The 21852-nt window shown below is 65.3% G+C and carries 19 protein-coding genes; 5 read left to right on the plus strand and 14 right to left on the minus strand.

All coding sequences use genetic code 11. The features are described from left to right. Positions 1-21: 21 nt before the first annotated feature. Complete coding sequence (locus tag AC1DBX_RS03185) at positions 22-651, plus strand: PH domain-containing protein (RefSeq protein WP_476850339.1); 630 nt, start codon at positions 22-24, stop codon at positions 649-651. Positions 652-675: 24 nt separating this feature from the next. On the opposite strand, the gene AC1DBX_RS03190 is transcribed toward AC1DBX_RS03185, so the two are convergent. The 5 genes from AC1DBX_RS03190 to AC1DBX_RS03210 all read right to left on the minus strand — a co-directional run bounded on the left by AC1DBX_RS03190 (position 676) and on the right by AC1DBX_RS03210 (position 7727). Further along, a complete protein-coding gene (locus AC1DBX_RS03190; protein ID WP_476850371.1) occupies positions 676-1794 on the minus strand; it encodes an ABC transporter permease in 1119 nt (372 codons plus the stop codon). Positions 1795-1820: 26 nt separating this feature from the next. Beyond that, positions 1821-3362 (minus strand): ABC transporter permease, encoded by a 1542-nt coding sequence (locus tag AC1DBX_RS03195; RefSeq protein ID WP_476850338.1) that lies wholly within the window; start codon positions 3360-3362, stop codon positions 1821-1823. Positions 3363-3541: 179 nt separating this feature from the next. Further along, a complete protein-coding gene (locus AC1DBX_RS03200) occupies positions 3542-5323 on the minus strand; it encodes an ABC transporter family substrate-binding protein (protein WP_223913883.1) in 1782 nt (593 codons plus the stop codon). Positions 5324-5617: 294 nt separating this feature from the next. Beyond that, a complete protein-coding gene (locus AC1DBX_RS03205) occupies positions 5618-6805 on the minus strand; it encodes a PD-(D/E)XK nuclease family protein (protein WP_476931064.1) in 1188 nt (395 codons plus the stop codon). 217 nt (positions 6806-7022) lie between these two features. Then, positions 7023-7727, minus strand: a complete 705-nt coding sequence (locus AC1DBX_RS03210) for a class I SAM-dependent methyltransferase (protein WP_476855757.1) — start codon at positions 7725-7727, stop codon at positions 7023-7025. A gap of 216 nt (positions 7728-7943) precedes the next feature. On the opposite strand from AC1DBX_RS03210, the gene AC1DBX_RS03215 reads away from it, so the two are divergent. Then, positions 7944-8639, plus strand: coding sequence for an alpha/beta fold hydrolase (locus tag AC1DBX_RS03215; RefSeq protein ID WP_476931065.1), 696 nt, complete (start codon positions 7944-7946; stop codon positions 8637-8639). A gap of 750 nt (positions 8640-9389) precedes the next feature. Here the strand turns inward: AC1DBX_RS03215 and ychF are convergent. Next, positions 9390-10475 (minus strand): redox-regulated ATPase YchF, encoded by a 1086-nt coding sequence (gene ychF / locus AC1DBX_RS03220; protein WP_028275710.1) that lies wholly within the window; start codon positions 10473-10475, stop codon positions 9390-9392. 218 nt (positions 10476-10693) lie between these two features. On the opposite strand from ychF, the gene AC1DBX_RS03225 reads away from it, so the two are divergent. Beyond that, positions 10694-11932, plus strand: coding sequence for a DNA recombination protein RmuC (locus AC1DBX_RS03225; RefSeq protein ID WP_230008652.1), 1239 nt, complete (start codon positions 10694-10696; stop codon positions 11930-11932). Between the two features lie 94 nt (positions 11933-12026). Here AC1DBX_RS03225 and AC1DBX_RS03230 read toward each other — a convergent pair whose 3' ends face one another. Next, entirely contained in the window at positions 12027-13115 is a 1089-nt protein-coding gene (locus AC1DBX_RS03230; RefSeq protein ID WP_018773787.1) for a 4-hydroxy-3-methylbut-2-enyl diphosphate reductase, read from the minus strand. A 9-nt stretch (positions 13116-13124) separates the two neighbouring features. Continuing rightward, positions 13125-13985, minus strand: coding sequence for a hypothetical protein (locus AC1DBX_RS03235; protein WP_230009061.1), 861 nt, complete (start codon positions 13983-13985; stop codon positions 13125-13127). 255 nt (positions 13986-14240) lie between these two features. On the opposite strand from AC1DBX_RS03235, the gene xseA reads away from it, so the two are divergent. Both xseA and AC1DBX_RS03245 read left to right on the plus strand, forming a co-directional pair. Next, a complete protein-coding gene (gene xseA / locus AC1DBX_RS03240; protein ID WP_230009060.1) occupies positions 14241-15527 on the plus strand; it encodes an exodeoxyribonuclease VII large subunit in 1287 nt (428 codons plus the stop codon). Between the two features lie 116 nt (positions 15528-15643). Then, complete coding sequence (locus AC1DBX_RS03245) at positions 15644-15874, plus strand: exodeoxyribonuclease VII small subunit (RefSeq protein ID WP_018773784.1); 231 nt, start codon at positions 15644-15646, stop codon at positions 15872-15874. 36 nt (positions 15875-15910) lie between these two features. On the opposite strand, the gene AC1DBX_RS03250 is transcribed toward AC1DBX_RS03245, so the two are convergent. The 6 genes from AC1DBX_RS03250 to AC1DBX_RS03275 form a co-directional block, all read right to left on the minus strand. Then, entirely contained in the window at positions 15911-16765 is an 855-nt protein-coding gene (locus AC1DBX_RS03250) for a polyphosphate kinase 2 family protein (protein WP_476850328.1), read from the minus strand. A gap of 70 nt (positions 16766-16835) precedes the next feature. Further along, positions 16836-18056, minus strand: coding sequence for a pyridoxal phosphate-dependent aminotransferase (locus AC1DBX_RS03255; protein ID WP_079550274.1), 1221 nt, complete (start codon positions 18054-18056; stop codon positions 16836-16838). A gap of 131 nt (positions 18057-18187) precedes the next feature. Next, positions 18188-19153: an ABC transporter substrate-binding protein gene (locus AC1DBX_RS03260; RefSeq protein WP_223913874.1), complete on the minus strand. Its 966-nt coding sequence runs from the start codon at positions 19151-19153 to the stop codon at positions 18188-18190. Continuing rightward, positions 19150-19896, minus strand: a complete 747-nt coding sequence (locus AC1DBX_RS03265; protein WP_223913873.1) for an ABC transporter permease — start codon at positions 19894-19896, stop codon at positions 19150-19152. Before AC1DBX_RS03265 ends, AC1DBX_RS03260 begins: the two co-directional genes overlap by 4 nt. Further along, positions 19893-20633, minus strand: a complete 741-nt coding sequence (locus tag AC1DBX_RS03270; RefSeq protein WP_476931066.1) for an ABC transporter permease — start codon at positions 20631-20633, stop codon at positions 19893-19895. Before AC1DBX_RS03270 ends, AC1DBX_RS03265 begins: the two co-directional genes overlap by 4 nt. Next, the gene (locus tag AC1DBX_RS03275; protein ID WP_476858938.1) at positions 20633-21736 is read right to left on the minus strand and encodes an ABC transporter ATP-binding protein; all 1104 of its coding nucleotides are present in this window, start codon (positions 21734-21736) and stop codon (positions 20633-20635) included. Before AC1DBX_RS03275 ends, AC1DBX_RS03270 begins: the two co-directional genes overlap by 1 nt. Positions 21737-21852: the final 116 nt, after the last annotated feature.

Here is a 21852-nt window from a genome sequence, read left to right on the forward strand (position 1 = left end):
GAATACTGAATTATTGGGGGCATGAGCTCTACGCCGCACGCCGGAAATGTTGAAGTCTTCAAAGCACGAACCAACAAGTGGTTCGCGTTGCTGTCCTGGGCGGTGGCCGCGTTCGGTGTCGTGGTCACGGTCGTCATGGCGGGTCCGGGGGCGCTGGGCGGCATCGCCCCGCTGGCCTTCATTGCCTTCATGGGCTGGCAACTGTTCTGGATGCCGTCCGTTGTAGTCCACGATGCCGGCGTCACCCTGGAGAATCCGTTCCGCTCGATTGAGGTGCCGTGGGCAGCGCTGGTGCACGTCGATACCCGTTTTGCGCTGACGCTGGTCACCGCCCGGAAGAGCTACACCTCCTGGGCCGCGCCGGCCCCCGGTATCTGGGGCGGCCGCCATGCCCGCCCGGAGGACCTCCACGGCCTGCCGGCAACCACCTACGGTCCCGGCAAGTCGGTCCGTCCGGGAGATCTGAAGACCACGGATTCCGGCCAGGCTGCCATGCTGGTGCGGGCCCGGTGGCATGACCTTGTGGAAGGCGGGCAGCTCGCCGCCGGCGACGCTGCCAGCACCGCGGCAACGGTGACCGTCCGCTGGGTGGCGATTGGCGCCGTCGTACTGCTCCTGGCGGCAAGCTACCTGGCGATTACCGCCGGTTAGAGCGGTCCTGCAGGGGGCCGGCATCTACTGGCCCCGTGTTCCGTCGGCCGGCCCGTCGTTGCGGGGATCCTCAGGCGCCGAGGCGCCAAGTCCGGTGACGGTACCTGCCTGCACCGCGGCACCCCCATGATCGGCCGCCTTCTTGGCATTGAACTTCTTCTGCCGTGGGTCAAAGGCGTCCCTCAGGCCGTCGCCGATGAAGTTGATGCTGAGGCAGATGAGCACGATGAACATGCCCGGGAACCAGAAGAGCCAGGGCCGTGTGGCGAAGGCCTGCTGGTTCTGGGAGATGAGCAGGCCCAGCGACGTGTCCGGGGCCTTGACGCCGACGCCGAGGTAGCTCAGCGCCGTTTCGGTGAGGATCGCGGCGGACATGGTCAGGGTCACGTTCACGATCAGCACGCCGACGGCGTTGGGCAGGATGTGCTTGAAGATGATCCTGGCGTTGCTGGCGCCGGAAATCCGGGCCGCATCCACGAACTCGCGTTCGCGCAGGGACAGGAATTCGCCGCGCATCAGTCGGGCCAGGGCGACCCAGCTGATCAGGCCCAGGAAGATTCCGAGGGCCAGGACGCCGTTGGTGCTGGCGAAGGAGGCGAACCAGCTCCCCTGGTCCCGGCGGCCGGCGAGGGCGGCCATGACGGCGGCCAGCAACAGGGCCGGAATGATGATGATGACGTCGGTCAGGCGCATCAGGATGGCCTCGGACCAGCCGCGGAAGTACCCGGAGATGGCACCGACCACGACGCCGATCAGACCGGCGATGAGGCCGATCACGATCATGATGGTGATGGACTGCTGCGCGCCGCGCATGGTCATGGCGAAGAGGTCGCGGCCGATCCGGTCCTGGCCGAACGGATGTTCGCCCCAGGCCAGCGGCCACAGCGAGGAGGTCGGTGCGCCGCCGTTGACCAGTGGCGAGACTTGCGTGTGGGAGTACTTCCACCAGCCGGGGATTCCCAGGTAACCCACCGAGGTGAAGGCCAGGATGAATATGAAGGCGAACACCACGAGGCCGATAATGGCGCCGGAGTGTCCGAGGAAACGCTTCCGGACGATCTGGCCCTGGCTGAGACCCTTGGCCTCAAGGACCGGCTCAACGCCGGCCGCGGCTGATATCCGCGAGGCTTCGTCTTCGGCCATGATTACTTCCTGCTGACTTGGTTGGCTCATGCTTTTACCCTTACGCGCGGATCCAGTGCGGAGTAGGCGAGGTCCGCGATGAGGTTGAAGACCATGGCCGTGATGGCCACGCAGATGAAGACGCCCATGACCGGGTTGGGATCGGTGTGCGCGATCCCGTCCAGGAACAGGAAGCCCATGCCGCGGACCGAGAAGACGGTTTCGGTGATGACGGCACCGCCGATCAGCGCCCCAATGTCGAAGGCCACGATCGTGGCGATCGGGATCAGGGCGTTGCGGAAGGCGTGGCGCATGATGACGGTCCGCTCGCTCAGGCCTTTGGCCCGGGCCGTGCGGATGTAGTCCATGTTCATGATTTCGAGCATCGAGGCCCGGGTGAAGCGGGTGTAGCTGGCCAGTGAAATGAGGATCAGGGCCAGGGTGGGCAGGATCAGGTGGGTGAAGGAGTCAAGGCTCAGGACCCAGAAGTCGCCCTGGATGTTCGGCGTGCTGGCACCGATGGTGGCGATCGGCCGGCCGCGCACACGGCTGTTGTTGAAGTAGCTGGGCCACGCCTGCATGTACCGGTCCAGCAGGATCAGGAAGCCGACCAGGAACGAGGTGATGGCTGCCGCCCGCATGGACTGCCCGCGGTCGTAGCCGCCCACCAGGTAGCCGATGCCCATGCCGATCAGGACGAAGGCGACCGCCAGGAGCACGATCATCAGGAACGTAGCCTCGTTGAGCAGCGGCTGAAGGAGGAAGTAGAGCACGACTCCGACGCCGACGGCGATGAGGGCCGACTGCAGGGCCTTGCGGTTTTTCAGCCCGGCGGAGAGCAGGGTCACGGCGAACGCGATGCCGACACCGGCGATGGCGATGACCACGGGGCCCATGCCCGGGGTCTTGAACCATTCGGTGGCGGAGAAGTAAATGAGCACCGCGGTGACGAAGGCGAAGGCGACGGCGCCGGCCAGCAGCCGGCGCCGCATGGTCCCGCCCGCCGCGACGGCTGTCACTGCGCCGACGACGACGCCGATCCCGAGGGCCGCGGGCAGCGGCACGTCGGGGTTCCGCAGGAAGTCGTTGAAGCCGATGGCGCCGAATTCCTTGAGCAGGACGGCGACCCAGAAGATCGGCAGTGAGAAGAACAGGAAGGCCATGAACGTCACGCCGTAATCCAGGGTGCTGTACTGCCGCAGGGCGGTGACGATGCCCAGGGTGATGCCGATCAGGATGGCGAGCACCGTTGCCGCGGTGACGAGGGTCAGGGTCTGGACGAGCGCGAAGCCGAGGGCCTCGGTGATGGGCTGACCGGCGATGTTTTTCCCGAGGTCACAGGAGTTGGCGAACGGAACGAGGCACTGGACAGCGCCGCCGAACCATTTGAAGTACCGCAGCGGGGCCGGGGTGTCCAGCTGCAAGAGCTCGGTCCTCGCGTCCATGAGCTGCTGCTTCTGGGGCGTGGGGTTGGCGCGGAATTCCTCGAGGGGATCGCCGGACGCCGCTGTCAGGAGATATACGAGGTAAGACGCACCGAGAAGGATGAGGGCGGCAGTCACGAGCCGCCGGAAGATGTAGGTCACCATTGGAATAGAACCTCGGAATTCGGGCCCAGGGATTGCCCGGACCGGTCGCGGAGTTTGGCCGGTTCCCGCCGATGTGGCGGCGGGACCACGGCATCGTCAGGGATGTCGCCAGAAAGGCGCCGGGACCGAAGAAGCTGTGGTCCCGACGCCTTTCCAGCAGTGTTACTTGGGGTCGCGGGCTACTTCTGCGCCCATTCCCAGAAGTTCCACCAAACGCCGGTCTGGTTCGGCATGTACTTCACACCGGTGATGCGGTCGCTGTACGCGTCCACGCCAACCGACTGGAACAGCGGCAGGCCGTAGGCCGAATCCCAGATCATCTTGTCGATCTGCGCAACGAGGCCGTCCTGCTTGCTCTTGTCGGTGGTGACAATCAGTTCGTCCATCAGCTTGTCGGCTGCGGGGTCGCTGAACTGGTTGAAGTTGGAGTCGTTGCCGGACTTGAAGATCTGCGGAACGCCGGACACGCCGACGCCCGAGTTGCTCCAGCCAAAGATGGTGGCATCGTAGCTGCCGTCACCGAGGGCCTTGCCCCAGTCAGACTTGCCGAGGCCGCCGTCGACGATCTTGAAGCCGGCCTTGGTGGCGGACTCGCTGATCAGGGAGAAAGCGTCAACACGGTTGGGGTTGTCCTTGTTGTACATGATGCGAACTTCGGGGGTGGCGCCGTTGAGGAGCTTCTTGGCACCCTCGATGTCCACACCCTGGTAGGCGGAGGAACCATTGTTCTTGGCCGAGTCGGCGTACGGGGCCTGGTCCGGAACGAAGAGCTGGGAGTCAAGCGGTGCAGCCTTCGGGTCCAGCTTCTTGACGATCTTGTCGACGATGTCCGTACGCGGGACGGCCTTCATGAACGCCTCGCGGACGTTCTTGTCGGCAAACGGGCCCGAGTAGTTCAGGTCGATGTGGTCGTACGCGAGCTGGTTGCCGACGTCGACCGTCACGCCCTGGCTTTCGAGTGCCTTGAGCTGCTCCACGGTGTCCGCGGATGCCTGCGGGGCGATGATGTCGGCCTCGCCGTTCTTGAGAGCCTGGACCTGGGCGGGTGCCTCACCGATGTAGCGGACGGTGATTTCGTCCAGATTGGCTTCCGGTCCCCACTTGTAGTCCTTGTTCTTGACCATGGTCAGGGACTGGTCCTGGTTGACGCTCTTGACGATGAACGGACCGTTGGAGAGGTAAAGGCTCGGATCGGCCGGCAGGGTCTTGGTGTCAAATCCGGTGTTCCACAGGTCCGCCATAGCCTTAAGCTGGGCGTTCGCCGGCTTGGGGGCCTTGGAATCGCCGCGGGGCATGCCCTTCAGCAGGTCAATGAACGCCTTGGTGTCCGCCAGGCCTGCCTTCTTGGCCAGGACGTGGGCGGGGATGTCGACGCCGGGGCCGCCGATGGCGATTTCCCAGTCCGCGAAGGGCTTGGAGTACTTCAGCGTCATGCTGCGGCCGTCGTCACCGAGTTCCGGGAAGTCGGTGAGGGCGATACCGGTGGGGTCACCGGCGTAGGAGAAGTAGGACGTTCCGGTCTTACCTTCCGCGTCGGCGTCGTTGTAGTAACCGGAGAAGGCGGCCCACTGCAGCACAAGGTCGGCTGCGGTAACAGGAGTGCCGTCGGACCACTTCACGCCGTCGTTGATGGTGTACTTCACCGTCAGCGGATCGTCAGAGACCTTTTCCATCTTGCCGAACTTCTCATTGCGGACAACATTGAGCTTGTTGTCGATGTAGAAGAAGCCCGAGTGCGTGGCGTAGCTGACCTTTGAGTTGATGTCAGTGTTTCCATCGGCCGTGTTCGGGTTGAACGTATTAAATGCGTTGACCTCTACTACAGTTGCCGATCCGCCTTGCTTGCTTGCTGCCGCCGCAGTGGTCGGGGTTGTCCCGCCGCTGTTGCCCGCGCAGGCGCTGAGGGCGATGGCAGCTGCTGCCGCCACGCCCACTGCTTTGGAAATACGACCCAAGCGCATTCCGCCTCCTTGTTTCTGTGGTGTGGGTGAGACCGGCGCCGAAGGCGCCAGACAGACGTCCACACTCCCCCAGCGGCAGTGTGGCCCGTCTCACATGGCATGAAGCGTAACCCCAAAGACCGTCCGGAGCCACCAAAGTTGACTCACCGTAAAGTTCGTTATGGAGCTGCAACATTGGGCAGGTTCCACAGGGCCAGCTTTCCCACAAAACGTTGACGGCGGCGTAACAAAAGGATAAAAGCGCCGCACACAGGAAAAGCCCCAATCCGAGAATCGGGGCCCTCCAGTTAATCCTTAATTACTTGGCAGAATTACCGCGCTGAGCAACCCAATAATCTCGTCGTGAAGCCTGGGGTCGGCGGGTCCGAGGCCGTCAAGCACGTCTTGGATACTCACGGTCGACTGACGGACTTCCTTGACGCCGGCCCGCGTGAGGAACAATCGCGAGTAGTCCGCTTGGCCCGATTCGACCGTTCGGGTCCAGCTCGGATCCCGTTCGTTGGCGAACCACGCGGACGGCCCGAACTTGAGCTGGAGCCTCGACTGGCCTGTCTGGTTCGCTTCATCTTTCACGTCAATGTTGATGGTCCACTGGTATATCCCCGCTAATCTCGCGTCGACTCCGCGCACAAACCCCTCGCCCCGAGTCGCGTTGAGCTGTCGTCTGAGCGGTCCTTCGCTGAAGGCGCTGAGGCGCCCCTTGACTCGCTGGAGGAGGTCGCGGCCCTCGCCAAACCGTTCCCTCGCTTGCACCGCAAGATCATCAGCAAAGCGCTTGGCGGCTACTTCCTGCGGCTGCTCCTGATATCTGCGGACCTCCCCGGTATCACACATGGCAACAACGAAGTTGAGCACTTCCTGGTCACCCACGCGACCCCTTCCCCTAACGAATTTGCGGTGCAACTGCTCGATGAACGCGTAGGCATCGGGGTTCTTCCGCTGGTAAGCCCTGTCGCCACCGACGTGTTCCAGCAGTCGCTCAGCCAACTTGCCATACGTGAGGACCGCGGCGTTCTCCCACCCCATGGTCTGCAAGGACGCATCCTCATCGCGACACAAGAGAACGACGGAACCCCGTTTGCCGTCCCGCACGCTGAACGCCAGGTAGCCGCTGTAACTGTGTCCGTGACCGTCAGAGGTGAAATAGTTCTCGACGACGACGACCGCAGCTTCGCTCTCAAGGACAAGGTCGGCGATGTCCGCTCCCCACGCGCCCATCGCGACGTTCACCTCCTGACGCACCAAGTAGCTGCCATGCGGAAGCGGTTCGCTCCCCGCCGAAACCCGGTTCAACTCGTCGATAAAGATCCGCAGGAAACGGTCGCCCAGGTTGTGCGTCTGTTCGGGGTCCAACAACCACCTGAAGACATTCGAGATCTGCTTTTCGTGGAGTCCGTGGTGCATAACGTCAAAGACGTTGAAACCCAACTCCAGGGACCTGCCAAGCACTGGCAGGAGCCCAGTTACCAAGCCATCTGACACGACACCCTCCCCCGAGCATAGAACGTGAAGGCCAGATGGAAGACGGCGACGCCGCGAGACCCCCACATGGCTATGGCTGGGCACTATACATTGAATCGGAGTTCCACCCGCGTTTCGTCACGGAGAGCCTCCTTCTCATCACGGCTGACCATCGCGACAGGTCGTTGGCGTGAACTGGGACGGCGGCGGCTCGTGTCCTCACGTTCCTCAGCTGCCATCAGCCGGCTTCGAGGACGAAGAAGATGAAGGACAGGAACGCTGTCTTCTCGCCGGTGAGGATGCGCGGCGGAAGGAGTTCGTGCGGTGTGTTTGGAGATGGCCCTGGTTCGCTCACGGTGGCGACGCGGTATCCCGCCGATGTGAAGGCGTTGATCATCGCGTGAAGTGGTCGGTGCCAGAAGGTCAGAACCGCAGGCTCCCCATCGAACTCGTAATCCTCCGAGTACTGCCGGATGGCGAAGTAGTCCTCGGCTGGTTGGGTGATCACGCTGACCGTGGGGTGGTTGACCGACAGGATCAGGCGACCGCCCGGCTTCAGCACGCGCCGCAGTTCGCCAAGCGGCGCTGACCAGTCCTCCAGGTAGTGCAGAACCAAAGACGAGACAACGTCGTCGAAGGAGCCATCCGCGAAAGGCAGCGGCTTGCTGAGGTCGGCCAAGTATAGATCCGCGGTTCCGCCAAGTCGCTGTCTTGCCAGTTCGAGCATCGCAGGACTGGAATCGAATCCGGTCATGATCGCGCCCTTCGCGCTCAGTGCCGCGGACAGGGGCCCGGAGCCGCACCCTGCATCCAGGACCCGGTGGCCGTCGACGTCGCCGGCGAGGCCAATCATCGCCGGCCGCTCGTAGTAGGCGTTGAGGAGGCTGGACTCGTTTTCCGCCGAGTAGCTCTCGGCAAAACTGTCATAATGGTCGGCTTTCACGGATCCTCGCTCTCGGGTAAACGCTCATGGTCAGTAGGGTCGGCCCGATCCTAACAACCTGGCCGTAAAGCCCGTAAGCATCGCCCGTTGATAACAGATTCGGTTTCGTGTGTTGGATCAACGCGGTTGGTCTGTTCTGGTGGTCGAAATGATTACCGTGAGCCAGAACGCCTGCGTCGATAGTTTATTGTCGGCAGGTGCAGCAAGACTGAGAACGTGAATATTGTCCGGATACCGCCTCTGCTCTGCTCTCCGCTCGCTTACGCCCCGGTGATCGATACCGTCTGGACGCGCGGGCAAGTCACTTTGGCCGACACCCGGCACGACGACACCATTGCGGCCATGGCCGAACGGATCCTCCGCGAGAACGTCGGCGACATTTCTGTTCTCGGAACAAGCATGGGAGGGTACGTCGCCCTCGAAGTCATCCGCCAGGCGCCCGATCGCGTCACCGCTCTCGCACTCGTAAGCACGTCCGCCCGAGCCGACTCCGCGGAGCAGCTCCAAGCGCGGGCGCGCCAGTCCGCGCTCGTTGAAGGCGGGCATTTCGACGCTCTTGTCGACGCCGCCTTCCCTGGCGTCGTCGCGGCAGACAACGAATCCGACGATGCACTCCTAGCCACTTGGCGCTCCATGACCAGCCCAGTCGGTGCAGAAGCCTTTCTCCGACAGCAGCAGGCAGTCGTGCAGCGCGCCGATCTTCGCTCGATTCTGCCGTCCATCGCCTGCCCGACAGCGATCATCCACGGAGCCCAGGACCGCCTCATCCCTCTGAACGCTGCGGAAGAAATGGCAGAAGCGCTGCCCACGGCCCGGTTCACCGTCGTCGAGGGTGCCGGCCACTTCCTGTTCCATGAGCAGCCCGCCGCCGCACGGGACGCCGTTAGCTCCTGGCTTGAGTCCGCCACATAGCCAACTGTCCGTGAAGCCCTCACCCGCTCGCAAAAGCGATAGCCGCCAAGAACACGTGTTCTTTGCGGCTAGCGCTTTTGGCCTCAGGGAGATCAGAAACCAGACGTTGAAGCGGAACTCCACGACGTTCCGCAGTCGAACAACGTCACGGGTGGCCGTTCGTGCTTCTCAGGAGGTCGAGGATGGCGGCTTCCTTGGACGGGGCCTGGATGGGTCGGGCCACCACCAGCGATGTCGCGATCGGCGCTCAGCCCTGCGTTGGGCCGCGTCCAGATAGTCCTCGCGCGCCGCATCAAAGACCTCGTGAGGAAGACTCAGCGTTGCACGGCTCAACTGGCGTCCTACCAGCAGATCGCTGATTGCCCCCGGGATCTCCCGCGTCCCCCGAGCACCTTTCACGGACCGCCTGAGCTGCACGCCCTGCTCCGTGAGCCGCATCCCCCAGGATGAGTCGACCTCAGCAAGGCTGGAACCGACCAGGACCGCTATTGCCGTCTCTACCCGTTCCCGGGAAGGGACGTCGGCCTGCAGCATGTCCCACCCCGGCAGCAGCGCACGGAGCGACGAGGAGCGCCTCCCATCATGCAGCAGGGTCACGAGCGTTGCAGCGTCATCCATGTCTATGCGGTCCACGCCGTTCAGGCTAGCGCACTCCGAGCCGCCACCGCCTCGGGAACAATCACCGTCTCGGAAGAACGTTAAGTTCCCCAACACTTCGGCCGAGGATTCCCGGGAGGTACCGGAGCTGACTCAGACGTTAAAGCGGAACTCCACCACGTCGCCGTCGGCCATGATGTATTCCTTGCCTTCGATCCGGACCTTGCCGCGGGCCTTCGCCTCGGCCATGGAACCGGCCTCGATCAGGTCATCGAAGGAGACGACCTCGGCCTTGATGAAGCCGCGCTGGAAATCGGAGTGGATCACGCCGGCCGCCTGCGGGGCGGTGTCGCCCTGGCGAATGGTCCACGCGCGGGTTTCCTTGGGGCCGGCCGTCAGGTAGGTCTGCAGTCCGAGGGTGTGGAAGCCAACCCGGGCGAGCTGATCGAGCCCGGATTCATCCTGGCCGTTCATTTCCAGCATCTCGCGGGCTTCTGCCTCGTCGAGCTCCACCAGGTCGGACTCGAGCTTGGCGTCCAGGAAGATGGCGTCGGCGGGGGCCACGAGGGCCCGCAGTTCGGCCTGCTTCTCCGGGCTGCCGAGGATTCCCTCGTCGGAGTTGAAGACATAGATGAAGGGTTTGGCCGTGAGCAGGCCGAGTTCCTTGAGGTGCTCCATCTCCAGCTTGTCGCTCTTTATGGACGAGAAGATGGTGTCGCCGCGTTCCAGCACTGCCTGTGCCGCCAGGATGGCCGCCAGTTCGGCCGCCTCCCGCTTCTTGATCTTGACTTCTTTTTCGATCCGCGGGATGGCCTTTTCGATGGTCTGCAGATCGGCCAGGATCAGCTCGGTGTTGATCGTCTCCATGTCGGAGCTGGGATCGACCTTGCCGTCGACGTGGATGACGTCCGGGTCATCGAACACGCGGACAACCTGGGCGATGGCCTCGGCCTCGCGGATGTTGGCGAGGAACTGGTTGCCGAGGCCCTCGCCCTCGGAGGCGCCCTTGACGATGCCGGCGATGTCCACGAATGACACGGCGGCGGGCAGCAGGCGCGCGGAGCCGAAGATGCCGGCCAGCTTTTCAAGCCGGGCATCCGGCAGGTTCACGACGCCGATGTTGGGCTCGATCGTGGCGAACGGATAGTTCGCCGCGAGGACCTGGTTGCGGGTCAGTGCGTTGAAAAGGGTTGATTTGCCGACGTTGGGCAGTCCGACGATGCCAATAGTAAGAGCCACGAGCATATATTCTACCCGCACCAGCCGCCGGCCGTTGCTGCGGCCTGCGGCTGCGCCTGTGGGGCGGCAGGGTGCCGGCGCGGGCGCGGGGCGGTGTGGGGTGTTCCCGCGGCGTTGTCGGGTGGTGCGGCGGGTACATCCCGGAGTGTTTCCGGGTGTTCCAGGGTGTTCCGGGCGTCGAAGCCAAAACTGTCACAGGGGCATGTCACAGTGAAGGCATGGAAGCTTTTTCTCTGATTCTCGCCCTGCTCATGCTGCTCACGGGCGCCGTCACCGGCGCCGCCGTCGTCTATGTTCTGCTGCGCCGGCGCTATCTGGCCGTGGAACAGGACTTCGACGGCGTGTCAGCCCGGCTGTCCGAGGTCAGCGCCCAGTTCGCCGCCGCCGACGCCGAGAGGCGCCTGCTCGCGGCCCAGAACCGGGAACTCGGCGAGTCCCGGAACCACGACGGCAGTGTGCTCCGTGCGCTGGCGCCGGTGGCAGAAAAGCTCACTGCCGTGCAGCAGCAGGTATCCCTGCTCGAACGCGACCGGCTGGAGCAGTACGGCCAGCTGGCCCAGCAGCTGCAGGAGGCCCGCCTGTCCGATGAGCAGCTGCTGCGGTCCACGCATGCGCTGGAGTCCGCTCTGCGCTCCAACAGCGCCCGCGGCCAGTGGGGCGAGGTCCAGCTGCGCCGGGTGGTCGAGGCGGCAGGCATGCTGCGGCACGTGGACTTCCACGAACAGCTCCACAGCGGGCAGGCCCACAGCTCCGGCACGGACGGCAGCCTCCGGCCCGACCTCGTGGTGCAGCTGCCCGGCGACAAGCAGCTGGTGGTCGACGCAAAGGTCCCGCTGGCGTCGTATCTTGCCGCCCAGGACCTCGGCGCCGCCCAGGCGGGCCAGCAGTCCTCGCAGCTGCCCGGCAGCCAGCAGGCGCACCTCGCCGCCCATGCCAAGGCCCTGAAGGCCCATGTGGACGCGCTGGGCAGCAAGAAGTACTGGGACATCCCAGGCAACTCTCCGGAGCTGGTGGTCTGCTTCCTGCCGGCGGAATCAATCCTGGCCGCCGCCCTCACGGCCGACCCGGCCCTGCTGGACTACGCACTGGCCAAGAACGTGGTCCTGGCCTCCCCCGGGACCCTGCTGGCGGTGCTGAAGTCGGTGGCGTTCACGTGGCGGCAGGACGTGTTGACGGACAGCGCCCGGGAACTCTTCGAGCTCGCCCGGCAGCTCTACGACCGGATGGGCACGCTCGGCGAGAACGTCACCAAGCTGGGGTCCTCGCTGAAGACCTCGGTTGAGCGGTACAACTCCATGGTCGGGACCCTTGAGGCGCGCGTCCTGCCGACCGCGAGGAAACTCAACGCCCTGGAAGCCGCCGGACTGGCCACTCCCCCCGCCGTCGAAGTTACACCGCGGGCAGTCGCGGCCCCGGAACTTCAGTCCCGTGACGAGTCAGAAGAGTCCGCGGCCTAGGTGCCCTGCGCTTGGGTCTCAGTACCCCAGGACTGTCCAATGCCCAGGAGTGTCCAGTACCCAGGACTGTCCAGTGCTTAGGAGTGTCCGGTGCCTAGGACTGTTCGGGGCGGGTGCCGCGGCCGCCGAGGGCGCGGGTGACGTCGCCGGCCTGCTTCAGGGTGGCCCGGAGCTCCTTCGGCAGGGAGAACAGGAGGTCTTCCTCGGCCGTGACGACTTCCTCGACCGATCCGTAGCCGTAGTCGGCGAGGAGCCGCAGCACATCCTTGACGAGGACTTCCGGGACAGAGGCCCCCGACGTCACGCCCACCGTGGCGACGCCCTCGAACCACGTCTCGTCAACCTCGTTGGCGAAGTCGACCCGGTAGGAGGCCTTGGCGCCGTATTCCAGCGCCACCTCCACGAGGCGGACCGAGTTTGAGGAGTTGGCGGAGCCCACCACGATCACCAGATCCGCCTGGGGCGAGATCTTCTTGATGGCCACCTGGCGGTTGGTGGTGGCGTAGCAGATGTCGTCGCTGGGCGGGTCCTGCAGGGTGGGGAACCGCTCCTTGAGCAGGCGCACGGTCTCCATGGTCTCGTCCACGCTGAGGGTGGTCTGCGAGAGCCAGATGACCTTTTCCGGGTCGCGGACCGTGACCTTGTCGACCTCGTGCGGGCCGTTGATGATCTGGATGTGTTCGGGGGCCTCGCCGGCGGTGCCTTCGACTTCCTCATGGCCGTCGTGGCCGATCAGCAGGATGTCGAAGTCATCCTTGGCGAACCGGACGGCTTCGCGGTGCACCTTGGTGACCAGCGGGCAGGTCGCGTCAATGGTGCGCAGGCCGCGGTCCTCGGCGGACTGGACGACGGCGGGCGAGACTCCGTGCGCGGAAAAGATCACGAGGGCGCCTTCCGGAACCTCGTCGGTTTCATCGACGAAGATGGCGCCCTTTTCCTCCAGGGAGCTGACCACATGGACGTTGTGCACGATCTGCTTGCGGACGTAGACCGGCGGGCCGTAGTGTTCCAGGGCTTTTTCCACCGCGATGACTGCACGGTCTACGCCGGCACAGTAGCCGCGCGGGGCTGCCAGAAGGACCTTTTTGGGACCGGCGACCGGGGCCGCGGCCAGGACGTCTTCCGGGGAACGCCGCCTGCGCGGAACGGATGGCATCGGAACGGAGACAGCGGTGGTGGTCATGCTCCCATGCTACCGGTGTTCAATCCTGCCCCGTTTGCGGCCGCCGGCGACCCGGACAGCCACTCCCGTGGCTACCAGTGCTGCTCCCGCGACGGCAGCAGCGACGATCCACTGGCCGAAGCTGGCAGAGCACGCCGCGACGAACTCGTTCTTGAACAGCTCCGCCACATCGTTACCGCTCGAGGTCCCGGCGACAGCGGCGCCGGCGGCATCGCTGGCAAGCTTCCATACCCCCGCGAGCACCAGCGTCCCAACGCCCATTCCGACCAGCACGGTCCACCGGCGTCGGGCCGCAACGAACGCCAGAATGAAGGCGATGGCCGCGCCGACGGCAACGGCGTAGCCCATCGGGGCGTAGACGGTGACGCGTTCGATCATCTGGCGCTGGTCGGACTGCCCGATATGGATCAGCACCTGGCCGGGTGCCTCCAGCGGAAGGGTGGTCGCCGCAGTGACCTGCTTGGCCACCAGCCCGGCAAGCGGCGCGACATCCAGGGTGAGCGAGGACGAGCCGTCAACCTCCGGCGGCAGCGTGCTGGGGTCGGCGAACGTGAGGCGGTGGCTCTTGCGCAGGGTTTCAGCCCAGGCCTCGGGGTAGCCGGGCAGTCCCGTCAGCGAGCGCGCCGCGCTGTCCAGGACCGGCCGGGCCAGCTCCGTGAAGGCTTCGGGAATGCCGGCGCTGGCGGCCAGGCCGTCGACGGCGGCCGCGGCCAGCCGCTGCTGGAACGCCGGGTCCTTGCCCAGCGGCGCGGTCAGGGCAACGAAGCCCTCTTCCTGGACGATGTTCTGGTCCACCCACATGGCTGGAACGGCGACGGCTGCCATCAGGAGCCCGATGAGGACGGCGACGGCAGAGACAAAAGTGCGCAAGGGATTCCTAGGAGGTTGATGGCATCCCTCCCATCCTAGGGCGGGGCCGGGCGCGGCCATAAAGTCGGACCCCGGTGGTAGAGCTATGGATAGAGTTGACAGAGACAACTTCCGGCTGCCGGCCGGCCCACCCGCCGGGGAGCGGGCCGCCGGCAGTCGCGGTGTAAGGACATGCAGTAAACGGCACGCAGCAAAGGACACGCACGCATATGTACAAGGCACTCCACCAGGCACTCCCGGCCATGGAGCCCACGCATGCCTGAGGACGCGGCGGCGGCCACCACGCTACCGGCCACCGCGGCCCAAACCAGTCCGGACAACCCCTGGCCGCTGCAGTTGCTGTCCCAGAAGCTCAAGATGCATATCGACCGCGCGCCCTCGGCATGGGTTGAGGGGCAGGTAATCGAGCTCAACCGGCGTGGCAGCAACGCCTACCTGACCCTGCGGGACATCGACGCCGAAATCTCGCTGCCGGCATCGGTCTGGACCACAGTGCTGGACCGCCAGGCCGCCCCGCTGGAACGCGGTTCCCGGGTTGTAGCCCTGATCAAGGCCGAGTTTTGGCTCAAGACGGGCCGGCTGAACATGTCTGTGAAGGACATCCGGCCCGTGGGCCTCGGCGACCTCCTGGCCAGGATCGAGCGGCTGCGCCAGGCCCTCGCCGCCGAAGGACTCTTTGCCGATTCGCGCAAAAAGCGGCTTCCACTGCTCCCGCACCGGATCGGCCTGATCACCGGCCGCGACTCTGACGCCAAGAAGGATGTGCTGCGCAATGCCGCCCTGCGCTGGCCGGCCGTCGAATTCGAGATCCGCGAAGTAGCGGTCCAGGGCAACACCGCCGTAGCCCAGATGATCGCGGCCTTGCGGGAACTCGACGCGCACCCCGTGGTCGACGTCATCGTCATCGCCCGCGGCGGGGGCGCCCTCGAGGACCTGTTGCCGTTCAGCAGCGAGGAGCTCATCCGGGCCGTCGCGGACGCGTCCACCCCCGTGGTGAGCGCGATCGGGCACGAAGCGGACCGGCCTATCCTCGATGACGTCGCAGACCTCAGGGCATCAACGCCCACCGACGCCGCGAAGAGGATAGTTCCCGACGTCGCCGAGGAGCTTGTCAGGGTCCGGCAGGCACGGGACCAGCTCCGTCGCGGGGTCACCCGGCTCGTTGAACGCGAGGGCGACCGGCTGGCCTCCCTGCGTTCGCGCCCCGTGCTGCTCTCCCCCGACGTCATGATCAGCCAGCGCCACGAGGACGTCGAACGGCTCAAGGTCCGCTCGCACTCGGCGATCAGCGCCGCCGTCGTGCGGGCAGCGGACCAACTGGTCCACCTCAAGGCGCAGGTGCGCGCACTCTCGCCGCAAAAGACACTGGATCGCGGCTACGCGGTGGTCCAGCTCGCCGGCGACGGAAACGCCCCCGCGGCGCACCGGGACGTTGTGCGCCATCCGTCCCAGGTGCCCGCCGGCACGGACCTCACGGTTCGGGTGGCCGGCGGCCGGTTCACGGCCCAATCCACCGGCGGCCAGGAACCGGCCGAGGAATAACCCCGGCGGACGGACGTGCCCACACGGCCACCCGTCAGCGCCCCGAACAGGCACCACCGTCAGCACCACAGACAGCGTCACCGCGGCACAAACCGCGACAATCAAGGAGCACCCACATGGCAGCAGAACCCAACCCGAACGCCGACATCGAGGCCCTCAGCTACGAGGACGCCCGCGAGCAGCTGGTCGCCGTGGTGGGCAAGCTGGAGGCCGGCGGCGCAAGCCTGGAGGAATCGCTTGCGCTGTGGGAACGCGGCGAAGCGCTGGCCAAGCGCTGCGAACAGTGGCTGGAAGGTGCCCGCAAGCGGCTCGCCGCGGCCCGGGACCAGGCCGCGGACAAGAACTAGGCGCCGGCACGCCGCGGCGTGCCGGTTCCCTCCGTATTAGGAGCGCTCGACCAGATCCCGTTCCAGATCGACGTCGAACTCCGGATCCGGCCACTGCAGCTTCAGCCCTTCCAGGGCGTCCAGCATCAGCTGCTGCACCGCGATGCGGGCGTACCACTTCTTGTTGGCCGGCACGACGTACCAGGGCGCGATGTCAGTGGCCGTCTTCTCGAACGCCTCCTGGTACGCATCCATGTAGTCGTTCCAGAAGGCGCGCTCCTTGAGGTCGGTGCTGCTGTACTTCCACACCTTGGTTTCGTCATCCAGCCTGGCGAGCAGCCGGTCCTTCTGCTCGTCCCGGCTGATGTTGAGCATGACCTTGACCACCGTGGTCCCGGCTGCCGCCTGCCTTGCCTCGAATTCGTTGATGGCCTTGTAGCGCCGCTCCAGTTCCTCGGGACTTGCCCAGCGGTGGACCCGGTGAATCAGGACGTCCTCGTAATGCGAGCGGTCAAAGACGCCCACCATGCCGGCCCCCGGCACTGCCTTCTCGATCCGCCAGAGGAAATCGTAGGATTTCTCCTCCGGGGTCGGCGCCTTGAAGGACTTGAGCTGGACACCCTGCGGGTCCATCTGGCCCATGACATGGTTGACGATCCCGCCCTTGCCTGCGGTATCCATCGCCTGCAGGACCAGCAGGATGCGCTTGGTGCCGCCGAACCGGGATTCGGCGAAAAGCTGCTCCTGCAGGGTGGTCAGCTTGCCATCGAGCTCTGCCAGGAGCGCCTCGCCGTCGGATTTCCCGCCCGGGTAGCCCGGGGTGGAGTCCGGGTCGCAGTCCTTCAGCTTGAATTTTTTTCCGACCAGCAGCGTCTCGGCGGGGTGCCGCTCGAACATCACAGCATCTGTCATGGAAAGCCTCTTTCCAGTTTCGTGCAGCCGCTGCGCGGGCGAGTCCCCGAGCTCCGCTGCTGACCGAAGCCTAGTTCCCCTTATACCGGCTCAGGAAGTCCGCCATGCGGTTGATTGCTTCCTCGAGGTCCTTGACGTTCGGCAGCGTCACCATCCGGAAGTGGTCCGGCCGGACCCAGTTGAACGCCCTTCCGTGGGACAGCAGGATCTTCTGCTCGCGGAGCAGGTCCAGGACAAATTTCTCGTCGTCGCGGATGTGGTAGACCTCGGGGTCCAGCTTCGGGAACAGATACATGGCCCCGCGCGCCTGCTGCGTGCTGACGCCCGGGATGGCGTTGAGCATGTCATAGGCCTTGTTCCGCTGTTCCAGGAGGCGCCCGCCGGGCAGGATGAGGTCGTTGATGCTCTGGTAGCCGCCGAGGGCGGTCTGGATGGCGTGCTGGGCCGGCACATTGGCGCAGAGGCGCATGTTGGCCAGCAGGTTGATGCCCTCGAGGTAGTCCGCGGCGGCCTTTTTCGGCCCGGAGATGGCCATCCAGCCGGCCCGGAAGCCGCAGACCCGGTAGGCCTTGGAGAGCCCGCTGAACGTCAGGCACAGGACATCGTCGCCGGTGAGCGAGGCGAGGTTTACGTGTACCGCGTCTTCGTAGAGGATCTTCTCGTAGATTTCGTCGGCGAAGAGCACCAGGCCGTGTTTCTCTGCGAGGGCAACGATCTTCTTCAGCGTCGCCTTCGGGTACACCGCACCTGTCGGGTTGTTCGGGTTGATGACCACGATGCCCTTGGTGCGCGGCGTGATCTTCGCTTCCATGTCCTCGAGGTCGGGCTGCCAGCCGGATTCTTCGTCGCAGAGGTAGTGCACGGGTTTCCCGCCGGCCAGGGCAACCGAGGCCGTCCACAGCGGGTAGTCCGGGGTGGGGATGAGGACCTCATCGCCGTCGTCGAGCAGGGCCATGAGCGACATTGTGATCAGTTCGCTGACGCCGTTGCCGAGGTAGATGTCATCCACGTGGATGTTCTGGATCCCGCGGGTCTGGTAGTACTGCGAGACGGCGGTGCGGGCCGAAAAAATGCCGCGCGAGTCGCTGTAGCCCTGGGCATGCGGCAGGTGGCGGATCATGTCCACCAGGATCGCGTCCGGCGCTTCAAACCCGAACGGGGCCGGGTTTCCGATGTTCAGTTTGAGGATGCGATGACCCTCCGCCTCCATCTGCTGGGCGGCCTGAAGAATCGGTCCACGGATGTCGTAAAGGACATTATGAAGCTTGGTGGACTGCTTGAATTCTGCCATTCATCAAATATGCCATATGGAGGATGTACTTCCGCTGAGACATGACTCACACGCGGGCGCCGCAGTAACAACAACGACGCCGGTGCCCGGGCTGTAAGCCCGGGCACCGGCGTCGCAGGGTCGCCAGTGGCCTACTGCTGGGCGAGGCCCTTTTCCTTCAGCCACGCGTCGGCGGCATCTTTCGGGTTCTGCTTCTGGCTGCCGCTCACGGCACGGTTGAGGTTGATGAGGTCTTCCGTGGTGAGGACCTTGGACACCGCGTTGAGCGTTTCCTTTGCCTTGTCCGTCATCTTGGCCGAGTTGTACAGCGGCAGCACCTGCTGGGCGATGAAGTTGTTCTTCGGATCCTCCAGCACCACGAGGTCGTTGTCCGGGATGGACGGGGTGGTGGTGTAGATGTCCGCCACCTGGACCTGGTCCGAGAGCAGCGCCTTGAGCGTGACGGCGCCGCCGCCGTCGCTGAACGGCTCGAGTTTCTTGGGCACGCAGTTGTAGTTCTTCGCCAGGCCCGGCAGGCCGTAGGCGCGCTCGGCGAAGGTCGCCGGGGCGCCGATGACGAGATCGCCGCAGACCTTCGCCATGTCTTCGATGGACTTCAGCTGGTGCTTCTCGGCCGTGGCCTTGGTGACCACCATGGCGTCCTTGTCCTCAGCCTTGGAGGCATCGAGCACGGCCAGGCCCTGCGGGAGCTTGGTCGGGAGTGCCTTCGCGATGTCTTCGGCGGAGACCTCGGTGGCGTCCTTGTTTACATACAGCAGCAGGTTGCCGCTGTAGTCGGGAACAACGTCCACCGAGCCGTCCTGGACTGCTTTGATGTAGACCTCGCGCGAGCCGATGTTCGGCTTGGTGCTGGCGGTGACGCCCGCGGCGTTCAGGGCACCGGCGTAGACCTCGGCCAGGATCTGGCTCTCGGGGAAATCAGCCGACCCGATCACCAGGGCACCGCCGGAACCGGAGGCGGCACCGCTGCTGGCCGGGGCCGAGCTCAGCGGGTTTGATGAGCCTCCGCAGGCGGACAGAGCCATGGCCAGGCCGACGCCGACGGCCAGGCCGCCGAATGCGCGCCGGCCAAGGCCTCGTTGGCGGGATTCCTTCATGACGTACCTCCTTGAACAACAGTCTCCGCGATCACGGGGTCTGTGAGATCAACCGCAGCCTGCTGGCTGCGGTTCGGCTTGGATGAGGCGCCCCGTGACAGGAACAGCCTCTGAATAAGGGCAAGGATAAGGTCGACGCTGATGGCAAGGGCGGCGATCAGCAGCGAGCCTCCCAGCATTTGCGGGAAGTCGGAGAGCACGAGCCCGTCGAACAGGTAACGGCCCAGGCCGCCCAGGTTGATGTAGGCGACCACGGAAACGGTGGCGATCACCTGGAGCACCCCGGTCCGGAACCCGCCGTACATCACCGGCAGCGCGTTCGGGAATTCCGCCCGGAACAGGACCTGCCATTCGGTCATGCCCATGGCGCGGGCGGCATCCACCACGTTGCGGTCGACGCTGGAGATTCCGGCGTAGGTGCCGGCGAGCAGCGGCGGGACGGTCAGGATCACGAGCGCCCAGATCGGCGGCATCAGCCCGATGCCGGCGAGCAGGACGAACAAGGTGAGCAAGCCGAGGGTGGGCAGTGCGCGCAGCGCGCCCGCGACTGACACGATCGCAACCCGCCCGCGGCCGGTATGTCCGACGAACAGGCCGATCGGGACGGCGATGGCGATGGCGATCACCATCACCAGGCCCGTGTAGAACAGGTGTTCGGCCAGGCGCACCGGGATTCCGGCGCTGCCGGACCAGTTCTCCGGGTCGCTGAGCCAGGCAAAGGTGTCCGTGACGACGTTATTCACGCGTTTCCCCCTCCGGTCTTGGGACGCGAAAACCGCATCGCCGCCGCGGCTGGGCCAGTCCTGTCCGGGCCCGCGCCCGAACCGGTGCTGCCACCCGTGGCCGCCGTGGCCCGGGTCCAGGGCGTCAGCAGCCGTTCAAGCAGCACCAGGACGGCGTCCATCAGCAGAGCCAGGAGAAGGATGGCGATGATGCCCACCACCACTTCGGTGACGAAGTCACGCTGGAGGCCGGAGGTGAAGAGCATTCCGAGGTTGCCGATGCCGAGCAGTGCCGCGACGCTGACCAGCGAGATATTGCTGACCGAGACCACGCGCAGCCCGGCGAACAGCACCGGCAAGGACAGCGGCAGGTCGATCTGCATGAATCGGGCGAAGGGTTTGAACCCCATGGCTACGGCGGCCTGCCGCAGGTCCTCGTCCACCGAGTCGAAGGCATCCAGCGTGGCGCGCACCAGCAGGGCGATGGCGTAGATGGTCAGGGCCACCACCACGTTGACCGGATCCAGGATCCGGGTTCCGAGGATGGTCGGAAGGATGATGAAAAGCGCCAGCGAGGGGATCGTGTACAGCAGTGAGGACCCGGTGAGCACCAAGGACCGGAGCCCGCGGCTCTGCCGGGCGAGCTGGGCCAGCGGAACGGCTATGAGGACCCCGAACACCATCGGCAGGATGGCCAGGATGAGGTGCTGGCCGGCGAGGCTGAAGACTTCGGCCCTGTTGGCCAGAAACCACTCCATCAGAGCCCTCCGTGCCGGACGTTGCGGTCTGACTCGATGACGGCGAGGACTTCGGCGGCTCCGATGACTCCGGCCACCCGGCCGTCGTCGTCCACGGCGACGCCGAGGCCCGAGGGTGAGGACAGGGCCGCGTCCAGTGCCCGGCGGAGCGTGTCCCCCTTCCGGAACAGGGAGCCTCCGGGAACCATCGCCGGGGCGGTTCCGGTGGCGCTGCGGGGCCCGGCCCAGCCCAGGGGCCGGAGAGCGTCGTCGACCACCAGCTGCCATTCATCGGAGCTGCCCTCACCCCTGAGCTGATCGGGCGTGAGAGTGGGGACGGGGTGGATGGTGACACCGTCCGAGGGGCTGAACGCAAGGTGCCGGAACCCGCGGTCACGGCCCACGAAGGAGGCCACGAACTCGTTCGCCGGGGCCCGCAGGATCTCCGCCGGGGCGGCGTACTGCGCCAGCTTGCCGCCGACGGCGAACACGGCCACTTTGTCGCCCAGGACGGTGGCCTCGTCGATGTCGTGGGTGACGAAAACGATCGTCTTGGCCAGGTCATGCTGGAGCCGGAGGAGCTCCTTCTGGAGTTCGTCGCGGACCACCGGGTCCACGGCGCTGAAGGGCTCGTCCATGAGCAGCACCGGAGGATCGGCCGCGAGTGCCCGGGCCACGCCCACGCGCTGCTGCTGTCCGCCCGAGAGCTGGGACGGGTACCGCTTGCCGAGCGAGGAGGCCAGCCCGACGACGTCGAGCAGTTCCTGGGCGCGCTTGCGGGCGTCGGCTTTGGACACGCCGTTGAGCCGGGGAACGGTGGCGATGTTGTCCAGTACGGAGCGGTGCGGCATCAACCCGGAGGACTGCATGACGTAGCCCATGGACCGCCGCAGCTGCGCGGCAGGGACTGAAGTGACATCGGCCCCGTCCACGGTGATGACGCCGGACGTGGGCTCCACCATGCGGTTGATCATCCGCAGGGACGTGGTCTTACCGCAGCCGGAGGGTCCGACGAAGACAGTGATGGCGCCCTTATCGATGGACATGGTCAGCCCGTCAACGGCGGCCTGACCGCCCTGGTACTGCTTGGTGACGTTCTGGAACTCGATCATGGCTTCGGCCATTTCCGGGCTTACCTAACTGTTGGCGGCAACATTGGTCGGGCCAGCGCACGGTTTCGTCAGTGTGCTGGCCATAAAGCAGTTAGCTCATAGACTAACCAGCACCCCGGACTATGTCA

It is taken from the genome of Arthrobacter sp. 10N44_2, assembly GCF_056394385.1.

Excerpts from the sequence above, each read along its gene's own strand:
- AC1DBX_RS03200 (WP_223913883.1), bottom strand. The coding sequence starts at position 5,323 with ATGCGCTTGGGTCGTATTTCCAAAGCAGTGGGCGTGGCGGCAGCAGCT.
- AC1DBX_RS03255 (WP_079550274.1), bottom strand. The coding sequence starts at position 18,056 with ATGGCAGAATTCAAGCAGTCCACCAAGCTTCATAATGTCCTTTACGAC.
- AC1DBX_RS03190 (WP_476850371.1), bottom strand. The coding sequence starts at position 1,794 with ATGGCCGAAGACGAAGCCTCGCGGATATCAGCCGCGGCCGGCGTTGAG.
- AC1DBX_RS03260 (WP_223913874.1), bottom strand. The coding sequence starts at position 19,153 with ATGAAGGAATCCCGCCAACGAGGCCTTGGCCGGCGCGCATTCGGCGGC.
- AC1DBX_RS03195 (WP_476850338.1), bottom strand. The coding sequence starts at position 3,362 with ATGGTGACCTACATCTTCCGGCGGCTCGTGACTGCCGCCCTCATCCTT.
- AC1DBX_RS03185 (WP_476850339.1), top strand. The coding sequence starts at position 22 with ATGAGCTCTACGCCGCACGCCGGAAATGTTGAAGTCTTCAAAGCACGA.
- AC1DBX_RS03245 (WP_018773784.1), top strand. The coding sequence starts at position 15,644 with ATGGCAGCAGAACCCAACCCGAACGCCGACATCGAGGCCCTCAGCTAC.
- AC1DBX_RS03225 (WP_230008652.1), top strand. The coding sequence starts at position 10,694 with ATGGAAGCTTTTTCTCTGATTCTCGCCCTGCTCATGCTGCTCACGGGC.
- AC1DBX_RS03270 (WP_476931066.1), bottom strand. The coding sequence starts at position 20,633 with ATGGAGTGGTTTCTGGCCAACAGGGCCGAAGTCTTCAGCCTCGCCGGC.
- AC1DBX_RS03230 (WP_018773787.1), bottom strand. The coding sequence starts at position 13,115 with ATGACCACCACCGCTGTCTCCGTTCCGATGCCATCCGTTCCGCGCAGG.
- AC1DBX_RS03275 (WP_476858938.1), bottom strand. The coding sequence starts at position 21,736 with ATGGCCGAAGCCATGATCGAGTTCCAGAACGTCACCAAGCAGTACCAG.
- AC1DBX_RS03250 (WP_476850328.1), bottom strand. The coding sequence starts at position 16,765 with ATGACAGATGCTGTGATGTTCGAGCGGCACCCCGCCGAGACGCTGCTG.
- xseA (WP_230009060.1), top strand. The coding sequence starts at position 14,241 with ATGCCTGAGGACGCGGCGGCGGCCACCACGCTACCGGCCACCGCGGCC.